The 16,947-nt window shown below is 57.4% G+C and carries 16 protein-coding genes; 3 read left to right on the top strand and 13 right to left on the bottom strand.

The window, feature by feature from the left end; genetic code table 11:
- Nucleotides 1-81: 81 nt before the first annotated feature.
- From dinF to NWV12_RS01400, 3 genes are all read right to left on the bottom strand, one after another.
- The gene (gene dinF, locus NWV12_RS01410) at nucleotides 82-1,419 is read right to left on the bottom strand and encodes an MATE family efflux transporter DinF (protein WP_048980858.1); all 1,338 of its coding nucleotides are present in this window, start codon (nucleotides 1,417-1,419) and stop codon (nucleotides 82-84) included.
- 63 nt (nucleotides 1,420-1,482) lie between these two features.
- Nucleotides 1,483-2,091, bottom strand: a complete 609-nt coding sequence (gene lexA, locus NWV12_RS01405) for a transcriptional repressor LexA (protein ID WP_023310039.1) — start codon at nucleotides 2,089-2,091, stop codon at nucleotides 1,483-1,485.
- Between the two features lie 108 nt (nucleotides 2,092-2,199).
- On the bottom strand, nucleotides 2,200-2,568 hold the full coding sequence (locus NWV12_RS01400; protein WP_048980859.1) for a diacylglycerol kinase: 369 nt from the start codon (nucleotides 2,566-2,568) through the stop codon (nucleotides 2,200-2,202).
- Nucleotides 2,569-2,722: 154 nt separating this feature from the next.
- Between NWV12_RS01400 and plsB the strand changes: the two genes are divergently transcribed.
- The gene (plsB, locus tag NWV12_RS01395) at nucleotides 2,723-5,143 is read left to right on the top strand and encodes a glycerol-3-phosphate 1-O-acyltransferase PlsB (protein WP_033144402.1); all 2,421 of its coding nucleotides are present in this window, start codon (nucleotides 2,723-2,725) and stop codon (nucleotides 5,141-5,143) included.
- A gap of 119 nt (nucleotides 5,144-5,262) precedes the next feature.
- Here plsB and gntU read toward each other — a convergent pair whose 3' ends face one another.
- The 5 genes from gntU to NWV12_RS01370 all read right to left on the bottom strand — a co-directional run bounded on the left by gntU (nucleotide 5,263) and on the right by NWV12_RS01370 (nucleotide 10,213).
- Nucleotides 5,263-6,603 (bottom strand): gluconate transporter, encoded by a 1,341-nt coding sequence (gntU, locus tag NWV12_RS01390; RefSeq protein WP_023310036.1) that lies wholly within the window; start codon nucleotides 6,601-6,603, stop codon nucleotides 5,263-5,265.
- A 3-nt stretch (nucleotides 6,604-6,606) separates the two neighbouring features.
- Nucleotides 6,607-7,134: a gluconokinase gene (gntK, locus tag NWV12_RS01385; RefSeq protein WP_008503362.1), complete on the bottom strand. Its 528-nt coding sequence runs from the start codon at nucleotides 7,132-7,134 to the stop codon at nucleotides 6,607-6,609.
- A gap of 126 nt (nucleotides 7,135-7,260) precedes the next feature.
- On the bottom strand, nucleotides 7,261-8,256 hold the full coding sequence (gntR, locus tag NWV12_RS01380; RefSeq protein ID WP_021242747.1) for a gluconate operon transcriptional repressor GntR: 996 nt from the start codon (nucleotides 8,254-8,256) through the stop codon (nucleotides 7,261-7,263).
- 101 nt (nucleotides 8,257-8,357) lie between these two features.
- Nucleotides 8,358-9,053 carry a pirin family protein gene (locus NWV12_RS01375; RefSeq protein WP_003861565.1) on the bottom strand — a complete coding sequence of 232 codons (696 nt, stop codon included), beginning with the start codon at nucleotides 9,051-9,053 and terminating at the stop codon, nucleotides 8,358-8,360.
- 122 nt (nucleotides 9,054-9,175) lie between these two features.
- Complete coding sequence (locus NWV12_RS01370; protein WP_048980860.1) at nucleotides 9,176-10,213, bottom strand: oxidoreductase; 1,038 nt, start codon at nucleotides 10,211-10,213, stop codon at nucleotides 9,176-9,178.
- Between the two features lie 256 nt (nucleotides 10,214-10,469).
- Here NWV12_RS01370 and yhhY point away from each other — a divergent pair, with 256 nt between their 5' ends.
- Nucleotides 10,470-10,958 (top strand): N-acetyltransferase, encoded by a 489-nt coding sequence (yhhY, locus tag NWV12_RS01365; RefSeq protein ID WP_033144400.1) that lies wholly within the window; start codon nucleotides 10,470-10,472, stop codon nucleotides 10,956-10,958.
- A gap of 106 nt (nucleotides 10,959-11,064) precedes the next feature.
- Here the strand turns inward: yhhY and ggt are convergent, their stop codons facing one another.
- Nucleotides 11,065-12,810: a gamma-glutamyltransferase gene (ggt, locus tag NWV12_RS01360; RefSeq protein ID WP_073001667.1), complete on the bottom strand. Its 1,746-nt coding sequence runs from the start codon at nucleotides 12,808-12,810 to the stop codon at nucleotides 11,065-11,067.
- A gap of 123 nt (nucleotides 12,811-12,933) precedes the next feature.
- Between ggt and NWV12_RS01355 the strand changes: the two genes are divergently transcribed.
- Nucleotides 12,934-13,311: a DUF2756 family protein gene (locus NWV12_RS01355; protein WP_033144399.1), complete on the top strand. Its 378-nt coding sequence runs from the start codon at nucleotides 12,934-12,936 to the stop codon at nucleotides 13,309-13,311.
- Here NWV12_RS01355 and ugpQ read toward each other — a convergent pair.
- Genes ugpQ through ugpA form a run of 4 tightly spaced genes read right to left on the bottom strand, consistent with a single transcriptional unit; the run spans nucleotide 13,295 to nucleotide 16,839 of the window.
- Entirely contained in the window at nucleotides 13,295-14,041 is a 747-nt protein-coding gene (ugpQ, locus tag NWV12_RS01350; protein ID WP_048980862.1) for a glycerophosphodiester phosphodiesterase, read from the bottom strand. The two genes, NWV12_RS01355 and ugpQ, sit on opposite strands and share 17 nt — an antisense overlap.
- Nucleotides 14,038-15,108: a sn-glycerol-3-phosphate import ATP-binding protein UgpC gene (locus NWV12_RS01345; protein ID WP_048976358.1), complete on the bottom strand. Its 1,071-nt coding sequence runs from the start codon at nucleotides 15,106-15,108 to the stop codon at nucleotides 14,038-14,040. The genes ugpQ and NWV12_RS01345 overlap by 4 nt, the downstream gene beginning before the upstream one ends.
- 1 nt (nucleotide 15,109) lies before the next feature.
- On the bottom strand, nucleotides 15,110-15,955 hold the full coding sequence (gene ugpE, locus NWV12_RS01340) for a sn-glycerol-3-phosphate ABC transporter permease UgpE (protein WP_033144397.1): 846 nt from the start codon (nucleotides 15,953-15,955) through the stop codon (nucleotides 15,110-15,112).
- Complete coding sequence (gene ugpA, locus NWV12_RS01335) at nucleotides 15,952-16,839, bottom strand: sn-glycerol-3-phosphate ABC transporter permease UgpA (RefSeq protein WP_033144396.1); 888 nt, start codon at nucleotides 16,837-16,839, stop codon at nucleotides 15,952-15,954. The genes ugpE and ugpA overlap by 4 nt, the downstream gene beginning before the upstream one ends.
- Nucleotides 16,840-16,947 lie beyond the last annotated feature (108 nt).

Here is a 16,947-nt window from a genome sequence, read left to right as displayed (position 1 = left end):
GTTACGTTCTTTTCTGCTGGACGTGATAATTATTGTAGTTAAGGATTCGGCAGTTGATTTGATATTCGGAATCTTTAACCGTCACGATATATCGTGACGTGAAGGGAACCAGGTATCGTTTTGCCAGTGGCGGTGCCAGATAAAAGCCAGCGATATCCCTCGCAGCGAGAGGAAAACGGCCAGGGCCAGCCACAAACCGTGATTACCCAGCCAGGGAAGCGTCAGCAGCGTCAGACCAAACCCGGCCGCCGCGACCGCCATGCTGTTACGCATTTCCGCTCCGCGCGTCGCACCAATAAACATGCCGTCCAGCAGATAACACCAGACGCCGACCACCGGTAAGATGACTTGCCAGATGAGATAGTGACTCGCCAGCTCGCGCAGCGCAGGAAGAGACGTAAGCAACGCGACAATTTGCTCACCAAAGCAGGCGTAAACCAGGCCAAACGCCAGCGCCACCAGCCCAGACTGGCGGCAGGCTGCCCGCCAGACGTCCCTAAGCTGCTCGCTTTCGCGCGCCCCGTACGCCTGCCCGGAATGCGCTTCTACCGCATAGGCAAATCCGTCCAGCGCGTAGGCGGTAAAGGTCAGCAGCGTCATCAATACCGCGTTGACCGCGACGATTTCTGGCCCCAGTCGGGCCCCGAAAACCGTCAGCGCGCCGAAGCAGAGCTGAAGCAGCAGCGAGCGCAGCATGATGTCACGATTGAGCGCCAGCAGCCTACGGATATTGCCGCGCCATGCGGTTTTGAGCAGCGCCAGGGAGATCCCGCGCATCGCCAGCACGCGCCAGACCATCCACAGACCGATAATAAAGGTTCCGTATTCGGCAATCGCCGTCGCCAGCGCCGCGCCCTGCACGTTCATATGCAGGCCCATTACCAGCCAGACATCCAGCACAATGTTGAGAAGGTTGCCTGCCACCAGCAAAATCACCGGTGCACGGGCGTACTGCACGCCCAGTAGCCACCCCAGCAGAACCATGTTTGCCAGCGAGGCGGGCGCGCTGAGCCAGCGAATTTCAAGGAAACGGCGCGCCTGAGCCAGTACCGCCTCGCTGCCGCCGACAACATGGAGCGCAAGGTCGATCAGGGGCGTACGTAATAAAACGATTAACACTCCCGCGCCAAGCGCAAGGATCAGCGGCTGGACCAGCGCGCGCGCCAGACGCAGCGGATCTTTTGCACCATAAGCCTGTGCCGTGAGCCCGGTGGTGCTCATGCGCAAAAAGAGCAGCAGCATAAACAGGAAGCTGGTTGCCGTCGCGCCAATCGCCACGCCGCCAAGATAAGCAGGCGAATCAAGATGACCAATAACGGCAGTATCGACCAGCCCCAGCAAGGGCACGGTGATATTGGAGAAAATCATCGGCAGAGCGAGACGCCACAATGCCTTATCTGATTCCGTCAGCAGTGACATGAAAAATACCGGGAGTGGAGAATGAAGCAGGCTACAGCGGCGCCATAGCCTGTCAGGAAGAGATTACAGCCATTCACCGTTGCGAATGACCCCAACCGCCAGTCCTTCGATAGAGAAGTTGTGTTCGCGGAGATCGACCACAATCGGGGAGAACTCGTTGTTTTCAGGCAGCAGCTGAACGGTGTTACCCTGTTTTTTCAGACGCTTGACGGTGACTTCATCATCAATGCGCGCGACAACTACCTGGCCGTTACGCACATCCTGCGTTTTGTGCACCGCAAGCAGATCGCCATCAAGAATACCGATGTCTTTCATCGACATACCGCTAACGCGCAGCAGGAAATCTGCGCTCGGTTTGAACATGCCAGGATCAACCTGGTAGTGGCCTTCAATATGCTGCTGTGCCAGTAAAGGCTCACCGGCGGCAACACGGCCTATCAGCGGAATACCCGTCTCTTCTTCCACCAGCAGGCGGATACCGCGTGACGCGCCTGAAACAATCTCAATCACGCCTTTACGCGCCAGCGCTTTCAGGTGTTCTTCGGCAGCATTCGGAGAACGGAAGCCCAGACGCTGCGCGATTTCCGCACGCGTGGGTGGCATACCCGTCTGGCCGATATGATCCCGGATGAGATCAAACACCTCTTGCTGCCTGGTCGTTAACGCTTTCATTCCGCCCCCTGGGTGTATATACAGTTATGCTGTGAGTATATACAGTCAAAGGCGATTTTGGAACCAAAAACTGCACAAAAAACCAGGGACTTAATTATTCCTCGAGGCTCATCGGAAATGCGACCAAAGCAGCGTGACCCAGGTGATAACGGCAGTGATAATCGCCAGCAACACGGCAGCAGAGCCCATGTCTTTTGCGCGGCCAGAAAGCTCGTGGAAATCTGAACCAATGCGATCAACAACGGCTTCAATAGCGCTATTAAGAATTTCCACTATCATCACCAGAAGCACGGAACCGATTAGAAGTACGCGGGTAATAGCATCAACATCAAGGAAAGAGGCGATGATCACCGCGATGATAGCGGCGACGCCCTCCTGGCGAAAGGCGGCTTCGTTGATCCACGCGGCACGGAAACCTTTCCATGAATAGCCGGCGGCTTTGATGATACGCGTTAACCCAGTGGTATTATTGGCCATTAAAAGAACCTTTTATGAAAAAAAGCGTCAGTAACAGGAACTGTAGCGCGTTTCGCTACAGCCTGAAGTATGACGGGTAACAACAGAAATTTTGCGCGCTTTCTGTTATCCTTGCGCCGCAATTGCATTATTAACCAGAGGCTTTACATCGTTTATGTCCGGCTGGCCACGAATTTACTACAAATTACTTAATTTACCATTAAGCATCCTGGTAAAAAGCAAGTCTATCCCAGCAGAACCCGCGCTGGAATTGGGGCTCGATACCTCGCGTCCTATTATGTACGTTTTGCCTTATAACTCGAAGGCAGACTTACTGACGCTTCGCGCCCAGTGTCTGGCGCATGACTTACCGGACCCGCTTGAACCGCTTGAAGTTGACGGTACGCTGCTGCCGCGCTACGTGTTCATTCACGGTGGACCGCGCGTGTTTACCTACTACACGCCAAAAGAAGAGTCCATCAAGCTGTTCCACGACTATCTTGACCTGCACCGCAGCAACCCCGATCTGGATGTGCAGATGGTGCCGGTATCGGTGATGTTTGGTCGTCGTCCGGGCCGTGAAAAAGGTGAAGAGAACCCGCCGCTGCGCATGCTTAACGGCATCCAGAAGTTCTTCGCGGTCTCCTGGCTGGGACGCGACAGCTTTGTGCGTTTCTCCCCTTCCGTTTCGCTGCGTCGAATGGCGGACGAGCACGGTACCGACAAGATCATCGCGCAAAAACTGGCGCGCGTGGCGCGTATGCACTTCGCGCGCCAGCGCCTCGCTGCCGTAGGGCCGCGTCTCCCGGCGCGTCAGGATCTGTTCAACAAGCTGTTGGCCTCCAAAGCGATTGCCCGCGCCGTTGAAGACGAAGCGCGCAGCAAGAAAATATCGCATGAGAAAGCCCAGCAGAACGCCATTGCGCTGATGGAAGAGATTGCAGCGAACTTCTCTTACGAGATGATTCGCCTGTCCGATCGTATTCTCGGCTTTACCTGGAACCGCCTGTATCAGGGCATCAACGTTCATAATGCCGAACGTGTGCGTCAGCTGGCGCACGATGGCCATGAGATTGTCTATGTTCCCTGCCACCGCAGCCACATGGACTACCTGCTTCTTTCCTACGTGCTCTATCACCAGGGGCTGGTACCGCCGCACATTGCTGCCGGTATCAACCTGAATTTCTGGCCAGCAGGTCCGATTTTCCGCCGCCTGGGCGCGTTCTTTATCCGTCGCACCTTCAAGGGCAACAAGCTCTACTCCACCGTGTTCCGCGAGTATCTGGGCGAGCTGTTCAGCCGAGGCTATTCCGTGGAGTACTTCGTGGAGGGCGGTCGTTCCCGTACCGGACGTCTGCTCGATCCGAAGACCGGCACGCTGTCGATGACCATTCAGGCGATGCTGCGCGGAGGAACCCGTCCAATCACGCTGGTGCCAATCTACATTGGCTATGAGCACGTGATGGAAGTGGGCACGTACGCCAAAGAGCTGCGCGGTGCGACCAAAGAGAAAGAGAGCCTGCCGCAGATGCTTCGCGGCTTGAGCAAGCTACGCAATCTCGGTCAGGGCTACGTGAACTTCGGCGAACCGATGCCGCTGATGACGTATCTGAACCATCACGTTCCCGAGTGGCGTGAATCCATCGATCCTATCGAAGCGATTCGTCCGGCCTGGCTGACGCCAACGGTCAACGGCATCGCGTCCGAGCTGATGGTGCGTATTAACAACGCCGGTGCGGCTAACGCCATGAACCTGTGCTGTACGGCGCTTCTGGCTTCGCGTCAGCGCTCGCTGACCCGCGAACAGCTCACGGAGCAGCTGGATTGCTATCTGGACATGATGCGCAACGTGCCGTATTCCGTTGATTCAACCGTGCCTTCTGCTACCGCCAGTGAGCTTATCGATCACGCGCTGCAGATGAACAAGTTTGAAGTCGAAAAGGACACGATCGGCGACATCATCATTCTGCCGCGCGAGCAGGCAGTGCTGATGACCTACTACCGCAACAACATCACCCATATGCTGATGCTGCCGTCACTCATGGCGGCTATCATCACCCAGCATCGCCGTATTTCGCGTCAGGAGCTATTGCGTCACGTTGAGACGCTCTATCCGATGCTGAAAGCGGAGCTGTTCCTGCGCTGGAGCAAAGACGAGCTGGCGGGCGAACTGGACAAACTGACGGAAGAGCTGCGTCGTCAGGGGCTGATCACCGTCTCAAACGACGAGCTGCACATCAATCCGTCGCGTTCCCGAACCCTGCAACTGCTTGCTGCCGGTGCGCGCGAAACGCTGCAGCGCTACGCCATTACGTTCTGGCTGCTGAGTGCGAACCCGTCTATCAACCGCGGCACGCTGGAGAAAGAGAGCCGGACGCTGGCACAGCGCCTGTCCGTTCTGCACGGCATTAACGCCCCGGAATTCTTCGACAAAGCGGTCTTCAGCTCTCTGGTCCTGACGCTGCGTGACGAAGGCTACATCAGCGATACGGGTGATGCCGAGCCGGAAGAGACGCTGAAGGTGTACCAGATGCTGGCCGAACTCATTACGTCAGATGTGCGTTTGACGATCGAGAGCGCGACGCAGGGCGAGTGATGTGAAAAAGCCGGGTTGGTGGTTTTACCTGACCCGGCCTGGCGTTCTGCATAATATAAAGGCCCGGTAAGCGTTAACGCTACCGGGCCTTATTTTTGAGCCTTGTTAAATCACCGCATTCAGCTCAGCAGTGTGAAAGCAATCATCCCGACAATGGCACCCGTCGTGCCGAGGATGGTTTCCATCAGCGTCCAGGTTTTCAGGGTTTGCGCTTCGGTGGCGCCGGTAAATTTACCGAACAGCCAGAAGCCCGCGTCGTTAACGTGAGAGACCACAATCGAACCGCCCGCGATACAGATAGACAGCGCCGCCATCTGCGCACCGGAGTAGTTCAGCTGTTCAATCACCGGCATCACCAGACCCACGGCGGTTAAGCACGCCACGGTTGCGGAACCCTGGATGATACGCACCGCCGCAGCCAGCACGAAGCAGGTGACCGCAATCGGCAGGCCCATCCCGGTCAGCGCTTCGCCCAGAGCTGGGCCTACGCCGGAATCCACCAGCACCTGCTTGAACACGCCGCCAGCGCCGATCACCAGCAGGATAATGCCCGCAGGCTGCAGCGCGGCACCGCAGATCTCCATCACCCGATCTTTCGGCATTCCCTGACGCATCGCCAGGCCGTAAATCGCCACCAGACAGGCCACCAGGATCGCCGTGAACGGGTGACCGATGAACTCGAACCATTCGTAGGCGCTGGAACCCACCGGCACAAAGCGCGCGGCGATGGTTTTCAGACCCACGAGAACCAGCGGGAGCAGGATCAGCGACAGGCTGAAGCCGAAGGACGGCATTTTGCCCTCGCCCAGGTGCGGCTCGGTGACGTCGTCCGGAATATGCAGCTCAACGTAACGGCTGATGAAGTTGCCCCACAGCGGACCGGCAATAATCATCCCCGGGATTGCCGCGCACAGGCCAATCAGGATCATCCAGCCAAAGTCGGCGTGCATCTGGGACGCCAGCAGCATCGGCGCAGGCCCCGGCAGCAGAAACGCTGCGGCCGCCGCCACGCCCGCAAACAGCGGAATAACCAGCTTCACGAGGTTAGTGCCGGTATGGCGCGCCATGGAGAACGCGACGCTTATCAGCAGCACTACGGCCACTTCGAAGAACAGCGGCAGCGCGCAAATCAGACCAGCCAGACCAATCGCGTAGTGCGCGCGGCTGTGACCGAAGGATTTCAGCATCTTGACGGCAATCTGGTCGACCGCGCCCGTCTCGTGCAAAATCTTGCCAAACATCGCGCCAAGGGCGACCACAATCGCCAGGAAGCCCAGCGTGCCTCCCATCCCTTTTTCCATCGTCGCGGCGATCTTGTCGAGCGGCATACCGGAAAAGAGACCTGCACCTATAGAAACCACCATCAAAGCGACAAAAGCGTGCATACGCGCCTTCATCACTAAAAACAGCAGCAGCAACACGGAACCCACTGCTGTCAAAACTAGCGTTAATGTACTCAAAACTTACTGCCTTTTATTAATGACCTCGATGGTGCTGGCAACAACACCTTCCAGTGACTGATCGATATCAACCACTAAGACATCTTTCTCATCTTCACCCGGCTCCTGCAGCGCTTCGAACTGCGTCACCAGCATCTGGGTTTTGAAGAAGTGACCTTTACGCGCCTTCAGGCGGCTTTCAATCACCTCGAAGTCCCCTTTCAGGTAGATGAAAGAGAGGTTCGGGTTACCGTCGCGCAGCAGGTCGCGGTAGGTTTTTTTCAGCGCAGAGCAGACGATCAGGGAGACTTTGTTGGTACGCTGCATGGCGAACGCGGCGTCATTCAGCGCCTGCAACCACGGTTTGCGGTCGTCGTCGTTCAGCGGCTCGCCGGAGGCCATTTTCATGATGTTGCTGCGCGGATGGAGGAAGTCGCCATCAAGGAACGCAGCCTGGAGTTGATGCGCCACTTCGCTGGCTACGGCTGATTTCCCGCTACCGGAAACGCCCATCAGGACGTAGACGTGGTGATCGTGATTAGTCGTGCTCAAAGGGTGTCCCTCAGTCAATTGTTACGGGTAACAGTTATCGGTAACATTGTCCTGCCGGGGCAAAAGAGAAGCAATATCCAAACGTGCGCGAAGTGAATAAGTGTGAGCTACTTCAAATTTGTCAGTTCAAATAGATCCACCCGGTGACAAGGTGAAACCTAAATCTAACATTTTTGGGGTAACCGTCTCGCCACGAATGCGCGCCAGCAGGCGTTCTGCGCCAATGCGGCCCATACGTTCACGCGGGGTCAGGACGCTCGCCAGACGCGGCTCCATCACCTGGCCAATGTCGTGGCCGTGGAAACCGGCAATTGCCATATCATCAGGGATCTTGAGCCCCAGACGCTGGCACTCAAACGCCGCACCGACCGCAAGGTCATCGTTGGTACAGAAAATACCGTCCAGTTGCGGATACTCGCGTCGTGCCTGGCGCATCAGCTCAATACCCGACGTATAGGAAGAGGACTGTTCCACCATCACGCTGTACGGGGTTAGGTTCGCGTCGAGCATCGCCTGCTCGTATCCCTTCTGTTTGATGATAGTACGTTCATCAAGACGTGCACCCAGATAGGCGATATGACGATGACCGCGAGCGATGATCGCCGCCGTCATCTGGCGCGCCGCTTCGAAGTTATCGAACCCCACGGCGATATCGAGGCACGGCGACTGACTGTCCATCAGCTCCACCACCGGGATACCGGCCACTTCAATCATTTTGAGCGTGCGGGCAGTGTGGGTACGTTCGGTTAAAATCAGGCCGTCGATGTTCCAGGAAAGCATCGATTCAAGACGTTCCTCTTCCAGTTCCGGCTTGTACCCGTAGTGGGCGAGCATGGTCTGATAGCCAAAAGCATCGGTGACGCTTTCAATGCCGCGCAAAACTTCGGCGAAAACCTGGTTGGTCAGGGAAGGAAGCAGGACGCCCACCGCACGGCTGGTCGCATTGGAGAGAATATCGGGCGCGCGGTTGGGGATATAACCCAGTTCATCAAGGGCCGCGGCAATCTTGCCACGCAACGCCACGGAAACCTGTTCCGGGTTACGTAAAAAACGGCTGACCGTCATTTTGGTCACACCGACGCGATCGGCGACATCCTGAAGTACGGGGCGTTTCTTTTTCATCGTCCTGAGAAATCTTGAAGTGAGAGATTTACTCAGTTTATCACGGACAAAGCCCATCCTTCCCCTGCCAAAGGGAAGGATGGGCATTTATTTATGATTTATTACACCGGCGGCAGGTCAAACAGCAGAATTTCACTTTCGCTGTCGGCATGCACGGAAAGCGCCTGCTCATCCCAGACGGCCAGGCCATCGGCGGTTGTCGCTTTGGTGCCGTTGATGGACACTTCACCTTTCACCACCTGGATCCAGACGCGGCGGTTGGCGGCAATCTGGTGCACAGACTGTTCGTCTTTCGCCAGCGCCCAGCGGTACAGCTCCATATCCTGATGCACCTTCAGGGAACCTTCACGCGCATCCGGGGACAGCACCAGCTGTTTGCCCTGTTTCGCGTCGAAGCGGCGTTGTTCGTAGCGTGGCGTGATGCCGGTCTCTTCTGGAATGATCCAGATTTGATACAGGTGCAGTTTTTCCGTTTTGCTCGGGTTGTACTCGGAGTGACGCACCCCGGTACCCGCACTCATAATCTGGAACTCGCCCGCCGGAACCTGCTCTTTGTTGCCCATGCTGTCCTGGTGTTCTACCGCCCCTTCCAGCACATAGGTCAGGATTTCCATGTCCTTGTGCGGGTGGGTACCGAAGCCCTGGCCTGCATCAATCACGTCGTCGTTAATCACGCGCAGTGCGGAGAAGCCCATGAAGTTCGGGTCGTAGTAGTCGGCAAACGAGAATGAATGCCATGAGTCCAGCCAGCCATGATTCGCGTGACCACGTTCGTTTGCTTTGCGTAAGTAGATCATTGTTTCACCCTCAGTTCGTTTCGATGGAGTAAGTGTGGACGCAAACTGCCTGGGATCATAGAGGGTGAAAATTGACTCCTCTGTTCAAAAATTATGAACAAGCACAGAGGAGCCGTTTTTGCTTATTTCGCGAGGGTTACCGTGGCAGGAGAAGCCTGCTCAAAGGCCCGCTCGAGGATTTCCAGGTTGGTCAGAACGTCAGATTCCTTGACGTAATTCGGCGTGCCGGTTGTGAGGGTTTCGTATAGCGCATCGTAGACGCGGCCATAGTCGCCAGTTTCCGGCTTCAGCTCTTCTCTCACCGTCACCCCCTCATCGTTCACATACTCCAGCACGCCCACGGAATTATCCGCCGCAAAGCCCGGTTCACCCGGCATGATGTTGGCCTTCAGGCTGGTCTCCTGCTGGTCGATGCCGTACTTAACGAACGATCCTTTGGTGCCGTGAACGATAAATTTCGGATAGTCGATTTTCACCAGATGGCTGGTTTTGACGATGGCCTTCAGGTCGCCGTAGAACAGCTGCGCTTCAAAGGTGTCGTCCGGGTTGGCTTTGTTACGCAGGCTGCGGATGTCATACGCCACGTGGTCCGGTCGGCCAAACAGAGAGATGATCTGGTCCATCGTATGCACGCCCAGACCATAGAACGAGCCGTCCTGCGGCAGGCCGGGTTGGGTTTCCGCCACCGGACGGTAGTAATCGAAGTGGCTTTCGATTTCCACAATGTCGCCCAGCTTGCCGCTTTCAATCGCCTTTTTCGCCGTCAGGAAGCAGCTGTCAAAGCGACGGTTTTGATACGGCGTAACGGTCAGGCCTTTACTTTTCGCCAGCGCGAACAGCGCTTTTGCTTCGGCGATGGTCGGGGTGAACGGCTTTTCCACCAGCACGTTTTTACCCGCTTCCAGCGCGCGTTTCGCATAGTCAAAATGGCTGTCGGCGTGGGTGCAGACAACAACCAGTTTGACCTGCGGATCGTTAAGTACTTCATCAAGATCGCTGGTGAAATGGATATGAGAATACTGCGGGGATTGCTCTTCCGGCTTCGCGCGGCGGCGGAAGATGTGCGCGACGTGCCAGCTGTCTTTACGGTTGAGAACATACGGCAGGTGGTAGCGGGTCGTACTTTTACCAAATCCAATAAATGCGCAATGTAGTGTCATGGCTCAGTCCTTTTGGAAGGTTACTGAGTCTAACCATAACAAAAAAAAAGCCAGCTAAAAGCTGGCTAAAGTAATACTGGAAGCAATGTGAGCAATGTCGTGCTTTCAGGTTCCCGTAGCGGTCTTCCTGAATGCAGAGCAATAATAATCATTCTCATTCGCACTTGTCCAATACTTTTTGCAAAAAATAGCGGTTGACTCAAATTTTAAAGTCATTGATGTTGAAAGGGACGTTTAACTGACTGAGGAACAAGGAATGAGTGAGATAGTGATACGCCATGCGGAACCGAAAGATTATGACGCCATTCGTCAGATCCACGCCCAGCCGGAGGTGTACCACAACACACTACAGGTTCCTCATCCCTCTGAGCAAATGTGGCAAGAACGGCTATCCGACCAGCCCGGCATCAAGCAGCTCGTCGCCTGCATAGAAGGTCATGTCGCCGGCCATCTGTGCATCGTCGTCGCGCAACGCCCGCGCCGCAGCCATGTGGCTGATTTTGGGATTTGTGTCGGCGCGCAGTGGCAAAACCGGGGCGTTGCCAGCGCTCTGATGCGCACCATGATTGATATGTGCGATAACTGGCTGCGCGTTGACCGCATTGAGCTGACGGTATTTGTCGATAACGAACCGGCGATTGCGGTGTACAAAAAACACGGGTTCGAAATTGAAGGCACCGGCAAACGCTATGCCCTGCGCAACGGTGAATATGTGGACGCGTATTATATGGCGCGAATGAAGTGACACACTCCCCTCACCCCGGCCCTCTCCCCACAGGGGCGAGGGAGAAAAGACCGCACCGTGCAATCCCCTCTCCCCTGCGGGGAGAGGGTTAGGGTGAGGGGAATCGTTAATACCCCGCCGACAAATCATCCACCGACCGCGGATCCGACGCGCCAAACAGCGCCCCGTCCGGCCCGACCATAATGCTCTGGGTGCTGCCCATCGCCTCCTTCACCGCCACCTTCTGCCCGCGCTGTTCCAGCAGCTTGATGGTGTCCGGGCTAAAGCCCTTCTCCACGCGCAGCTCGTCCGGCAGCCACTGGTGATGGAAACGCGGTGCGTTGGTCGCTTCGGCGACGTTCATCCCAAAGTCGATGCTGTTCACCACCATCTGCAGCACGGTAGTGATAATACGGCTCCCGCCAGGGCTGCCGGTCACCAGCCAGGTTTTCCCGTCTTTCACGACAATGGTGGGCGACATAGAAGACAGCGGACGTTTCTTAGGCCCTACTGCATTCGCATCGCCGCCCACCAGCCCGTAGACGTTCGGCACGCCCGGTTTGGCAGAGAAGTCATCCATCTCGTTGTTCAGCAGAATACCGCTGTTGCCCGCCACAATCCCGGTGCCGAAGGTGGTGTTGAGCGTGTACGTCACCGCCACCGCGTTACCGTCTTTATCCACCACCGAGAAGTGGGTGGTCTGGTTGCTTTCATACGGCGCCAGCTTGCCGGGGCGGATCTCGCTCGACGGTTTGGCCTTGTTGATGTCAATCTGATCGGCAATGGATTTGGCATATGCCTTGTTGGTCAGCGCCTGCCACGGCACCTTCACGAAGTCCGGATCGCCGAGATATTCCGACCGGTCGGCGTAGGCGCGTTTTTCCGCTTCCGCCATCACCTGCATGGCGTCCGCGCTGCCGAAGCCGAACTTGTGCATATCGAAGTTTTCGAGAATATTGAGGATCTGCACGATGTGGATCCCACCGGAAGACGGCGGCGGCATGGAGAAGACCTCGTATCCGCGATAGGTACCGCTAATCGGCTCGCGCTCCACCGCCTTGTATTCCGCAAGATCCGCTTTGGTGATGAGCCCGCCGTTCTTTTGCATCTCTTCCGCAATCTGGTCGGCAATTGCCCCTTTGTAGAAGGCGTCCGGACCGTGCTCCGCAATCAGCTCCAGGCTTTTGGCGAGGTTCTTCTGCACCAGCCTATCGCCCTTCTTCAGGGGCTCACCGTCTTTCCAGAAGATGGCCTTGCTGTTTTCGTGATTCGGAATGACTTCGCTGCCATAGGTCTTGAGATCGTCCGCCAGCGCATCGTTTACCACAAAGCCGTCGCGCGCCAGCTTGATAGCAGGCTGCACCACCTTGTTCAGCGGCATCGTGCCGTATTTTTCCAGCGCCAGCGAGAAGCCCGCAACGGTGCCCGGCGTGCCGGTGGCGAGGTGCGAAGTCAGGGATTTTTTGCTGTCAGGGTTACCCTGATCGTCGAGGAACATATCGCGGGACGCCTGAGAAGGCGCCATTTCGCGGAAATCGATGGCGGTGGTTTTGCCGTCTTTGGTACGCAGCATCATAAAGCCGCCGCCGCCCAGGTTCCCCGCCTGCGGATGCGTCACCGCCAGCGCATAGCCGACGGCGACCGCTGCATCCACCGCGTTACCGCCCTGCCTGAGAATATCGACGCCCACTTTGGTTGCCAGCGCATCCACCGACGCCACCATGCCATGGGTTGCCCGCACGGGATGAAAAACATCTTCCTCCACGCCGTAAGAGACCGGAGGCGCCGCTGGCGGGTTGGCCGCCACGCTAAATGTACCGCCAGCCATCAGCGCGGCGATGGCGACCCAGCGCAAAAACGTTGGTTTCATCATTATTGTTCTCCAGGTGAAGGGATCCATATTCCCCGCTTAAGCCTGGTTCACAACTCCTAAAAAATCATCGTCATGGTGAAATCGGGGTAAACTTAAGAGAGACCTCAAAAGGAGGAAATGACAATGAAACGCTTATGGATCCTTACGGCGCTGATCCCGTTTGCCGCGCTCGCACAGCCACTCAACACCATGAACAACCCGAACCAGCAGGGTTACGTTATCCCGAGCCAGCAGCGTATGCAGACGGAGATGATGAGCCAGCAACAGCAGCAGAAAGGAATGCTTAATCAGCAGCTTAAAACGCAGACCCAGATGCAGCAGCAAAGCCTGCAAAATCAGATGAACGCCAACACCCAGCGCGTGCAGCAGGGGCAGGTGCGCGAGCAGCCGCTGCCGAATAAAAACGGCGGGATGTTAGGGGGAATGACGTCGTCAGGCAGCGGACAGCAGCACATGCTGCCGCCGCAGTCGAATGGCAGCATGCTTAATCCGCAGAACTAAAGTCCGGGCCGATCAGGTCGATTGCATCGGTACAGATACTGTCCACGCCCCAGCGCAGCAGTTCGGCTGCGCGCTGGGGTTTGTTAACCGTGTAGACCAGAATATGCAGGCCTGCGTCCTTCAGCATCTTCACCCGCGCCTCATCCAGCAGCCTGTGGTTGAGATGGATAGAAACGCACGCTAAGCGTGTCGTCAGCTCGCGCCAGTCCTCGCGCCACTCGTCAAGCAGCAGCCCGCGCGGCAGCTCAGGTACGACCGCCTGTGCGGCCTCCAGCGCATCGATTTCAAATGATGACAGCAGCGGAGCGGTCATCCCTTCCCACAGCTCGCGCGCGGCCAGGGCAATGACTTTGCCCGTCAGCGGCCCGGTGCCGGTGGTCGGTTTGATTTCGATATTGGCCATCATGCCGTGCTGGCGACAGCGATCGGCCACGTCCGCCAGCAGCGGCAGCGGTTCGCCTTTGAATTCGCCGCTGTACCAGCTTCCGGCGTCCACCTTCAGCAGATCGCGCCACGGCAGCTCGCCCGCCACGCCCCAGCCGTTGCTGGTGCGTTCGAGGTTATCGTCATGCAGCAGGAAAATTTCGCCGTCTTTCGACAGCTTGGCGTCGAACTCGATCATCGTGTGACCGTAGCGCGCGCCGACGTCAATCGCCGCCAGGGTGTTCTCCGGCGCCAGCTTACCGCCGCCACGGTGGGCGACGACGTGGGGATAAGGCCAGTTGCTCATACTCGTTGTCCTGTTTCACCGTCAAACAGGTGCAGATGGTTTTCCGGCAAGTGCAGCCACAGCGTGCTGCCTGCTTTCGGGCGCTCCTGATGCGGCAGGCGCACCACCATTTTTTGTTCGCCCCAGCGCCCGTGCGCCAGGTTATCTGCACCCAACATCTCCAGCGTGTCCATCACCAGCGGCACGCCGCCGTCCGCCTGAGAGGTTAAAACGATATGCTCGGGGCGGATACCGAGCGTCATCTTACGCCCGGCGTAGCCACGATAGTACCAGTTGATCGGCAACGCCATCCCGCTTTCCAGCTCAAAATGCGTGCCCGCGCTGCTGATACGCCCTTCCAGCAGGTTCATTGCCGGGCTGCCGATAAAGCTCGCCACAAAGCGGGTGGCCGGTTTCTCGTACACTTCCACCGGAGTGCCAATCTGCTCGGCGATGCCTTTGTTCATCACCATCACGCGCTGGGCGAGGGTCATGGCTTCGACCTGATCGTGGGTCACGTACAGGGAGGTGGTTTTCAAACGACGGTGCAGCTGCTGCAGCTCAAGACGCATCTGCACGCGCAGCTTGGCGTCGAGGTTAGAGAGCGGCTCGTCGAACAGGAATACCGCCGGATCGCGCACGATGGCGCGCCCCATCGCCACGCGCTGGCGCTGGCCGCCGGAGAGCTCGCGCGGGCGGCGCTTCAGCAGGCCGTCCAGCTCGAGAATGCGTGCCGCCTCTTTCACCCGCTCGTCGATATGGCCTTTGCCCATGCCGCGGATTTTCAGCCCCCAGGCCATGTTCTCTTCCACGCTCATGTGCGGATAGAGGGCGTAGTTCTGGAACACCATCGCAATGCCTCTGTCTTTAGGCTCCATCTCGGTGACGCGCTGGCGGTCAATCCAGATATCCCCGGAAGTCACGCGTTCCAGCCCCGCCACCATGCGCAGCAGGGTGGATTTGCCGCAGCCGGACGGCCCGACCATCACGATAAATTCCCCGTCCGCCACGTCGAGCGTCAGCGGCTGAATCACCTGGGTTTTGCCATCCCAGCTTTTGGTTACTGCCTGAAGTTTTAAACCTGCCATCTTATTTCTCGCTATCGACCAGGCCGCGGACAAACGCGCGCTGCATGGCTAAAACAATGACTACGGGTGGGATAAGGGTGAGCAGCATCGCCGCCATCACCTGGTTCCAGAGCGTGGTGCCTTCGCCGGTGGCGATCATGCCTTTGATGCCCGCCACGGCGGTACCGAGGTTAACGTCCTGAATAATCAGCAGCGGCCACAGGTACTGGTTCCAGCCGTAGATAAAGGTGATCACAAACAGCGCCGCGAGGTTGGTTTTCGACAGCGGCAGCACGATGTCGCGGAAGAAGCGCATCGGCGACGCGCCGTCGATACGCGCCGCTTCAATCAGCTCGTCCGGCAGGGTCATAAAGAACTGGCGGAACAGGAAGGTGGCGGTCGCCGAGGCCATCAGCGGCAGGGTTAAGCCCGCGTAGCTGTCGAGCAGCTTCAGGTTGGCAATCACTTCTACCGTCGGGAAGATACGCACCTCTACCGGCAGCATCAGGGTGATAAAAATCATCCAGAAGAAGAGGTTACGCAGCGGAAAGCGGAACCAGACGATGGCGAAGGCCGAAAGCATCGACACCGTAATTTTGCCGACCGTAATGCCAAACGCCATGATGAAGCTGTTGAGCATCATCAGCCAGAACGGCGCGCTGTTGGCGCCCACGCCCTGAGTCCAGATGGTCTTCATGTTCTCGAACAGATGCCCGCCGGGGATCAGCGTCATCGGCGTGTCGAACACCGCTTTGGTGTCCAGCGTGGCGGCGACAAACGCCACGTACAGCGGGAAGAGGATGACGATAATCCCTAAAATCAGCATGGTATGGCTGAAAATCGTCAGCCCGCGACGGTTCTCAATCATTGGTAGCGCACCTTACTTTCGACATAGCGGAACTGCACCACCGTGAGGATGATAACGAGGAACATCAGCACAACCGACTGCGCGGCGGAGGCGGAGAGATCCAGCCCCGCAAAGCCTTCGCGGTAGATTTTGTAAATCAGCGTGGTGGTCGCCTGCACCGGGCCGCCTGCGGTCGCCGCGTCGATCACCGGGAAGGTGTCGAAGAAGGCGTACACGAGGTTAACCACCAGCAGGAAGAAACTCACCGGGGCGATCAGCGGCAGCGACAGCCTGAAGAAGCGACGAATGGGCCCTGCGCCGTCAATTGCCGCGGCTTCCACCAGCGAGCGCGGAATGGACTGCAGCGCGGCAAAGAAGAACAGGAAGTTGTAGCTGATCTGCTTCCACACCGAGGCGAACACCACCAGGAACATCGCCTGACCGCTGTTCTGGGCGTGGTTCCAGTCGTAGCCGAACTCTGCCAGGAAGTGGGTAATCAATCCGCGACCGGGGTTAAACAGGAAGATCCACAGTACGGCGGCGACGGCGGGAGCCACGGCGTAAGGCAGCAGCATCAGGGTTTGATAAATACGGCTGCCGCGCACCACGTAGTCCACCAGCGCGGCGAAAAACAGCGAGGCAACCAGACCGCTGACGGTCACCAGCGCGCTGAACTTCATCGTCGTCCAGAAGGAGTCCAGGTAGTAGCTGTCGTGGAACAGTGCGGTAAAGTTGTCCAGGCCAACAAACTGGCTGGAAAGCCCGAACGGGTCGACGCTTTGTACCGAGTACCACAGCGCTTCGCCCGCAGGCCAGATAAAGAAGATAACGGTGATGACCAGCTGCGGCGCGACCAGAAGATAGGGCAGCCAGCGGGAACGGAACACCGGACGGGATGATGACATAGGTTTGCTCTGTAGGTATTCCCCCTCACCCCGGCCCTCTCCCCAAAGGGGCGAGGGAGAAAAGACGGCTCCGCGCAGTCCCCTCTCCCCTATGGGAGAGGGTTAGGG

Source organism: Enterobacter sp. Crenshaw, assembly GCF_024734705.1.
GTDB classification, from domain to species: Bacteria; Pseudomonadota; Gammaproteobacteria; order Enterobacterales; family Enterobacteriaceae; genus Enterobacter; species Enterobacter asburiae_B.
Note: the sequence above shows the minus strand (reverse complement) of the source record. Positions and strands in the feature narration are given on the sequence as shown.

Bases quoted from the DNA above. Each gene is read 5' to 3' on its own strand.
- dinF (WP_048980858.1), bottom strand. From the start codon at position 1,419: ATGTCACTGCTGACGGAATCAGATAAGGCATTGTGGCGTCTCGCTCTG.
- lexA (WP_023310039.1), bottom strand. From the start codon at position 2,091: ATGAAAGCGTTAACGACCAGGCAGCAAGAGGTGTTTGATCTCATCCGG.
- NWV12_RS01400 (WP_048980859.1), bottom strand. From the start codon at position 2,568: ATGGCCAATAATACCACTGGGTTAACGCGTATCATCAAAGCCGCCGGC.
- plsB (WP_033144402.1), top strand. From the start codon at position 2,723: ATGTCCGGCTGGCCACGAATTTACTACAAATTACTTAATTTACCATTA.
- gntR (WP_021242747.1), bottom strand. From the start codon at position 8,256: ATGAAAAAGAAACGCCCCGTACTTCAGGATGTCGCCGATCGCGTCGGT.
- NWV12_RS01375 (WP_003861565.1), bottom strand. From the start codon at position 9,053: ATGATCTACTTACGCAAAGCAAACGAACGTGGTCACGCGAATCATGGC.
- NWV12_RS01370 (WP_048980860.1), bottom strand. From the start codon at position 10,213: ATGACACTACATTGCGCATTTATTGGATTTGGTAAAAGTACGACCCGC.
- yhhY (WP_033144400.1), top strand. From the start codon at position 10,470: ATGAGTGAGATAGTGATACGCCATGCGGAACCGAAAGATTATGACGCC.
- ggt (WP_073001667.1), bottom strand. From the start codon at position 12,810: ATGATGAAACCAACGTTTTTGCGCTGGGTCGCCATCGCCGCGCTGATG.
- NWV12_RS01355 (WP_033144399.1), top strand. From the start codon at position 12,934: ATGAAACGCTTATGGATCCTTACGGCGCTGATCCCGTTTGCCGCGCTC.
- ugpQ (WP_048980862.1), bottom strand. From the start codon at position 14,041: ATGAGCAACTGGCCTTATCCCCACGTCGTCGCCCACCGTGGCGGCGGT.
- NWV12_RS01345 (WP_048976358.1), bottom strand. From the start codon at position 15,108: ATGGCAGGTTTAAAACTTCAGGCAGTAACCAAAAGCTGGGATGGCAAA.
- ugpE (WP_033144397.1), bottom strand. From the start codon at position 15,955: ATGATTGAGAACCGTCGCGGGCTGACGATTTTCAGCCATACCATGCTG.
- ugpA (WP_033144396.1), bottom strand. From the start codon at position 16,839: ATGTCATCATCCCGTCCGGTGTTCCGTTCCCGCTGGCTGCCCTATCTT.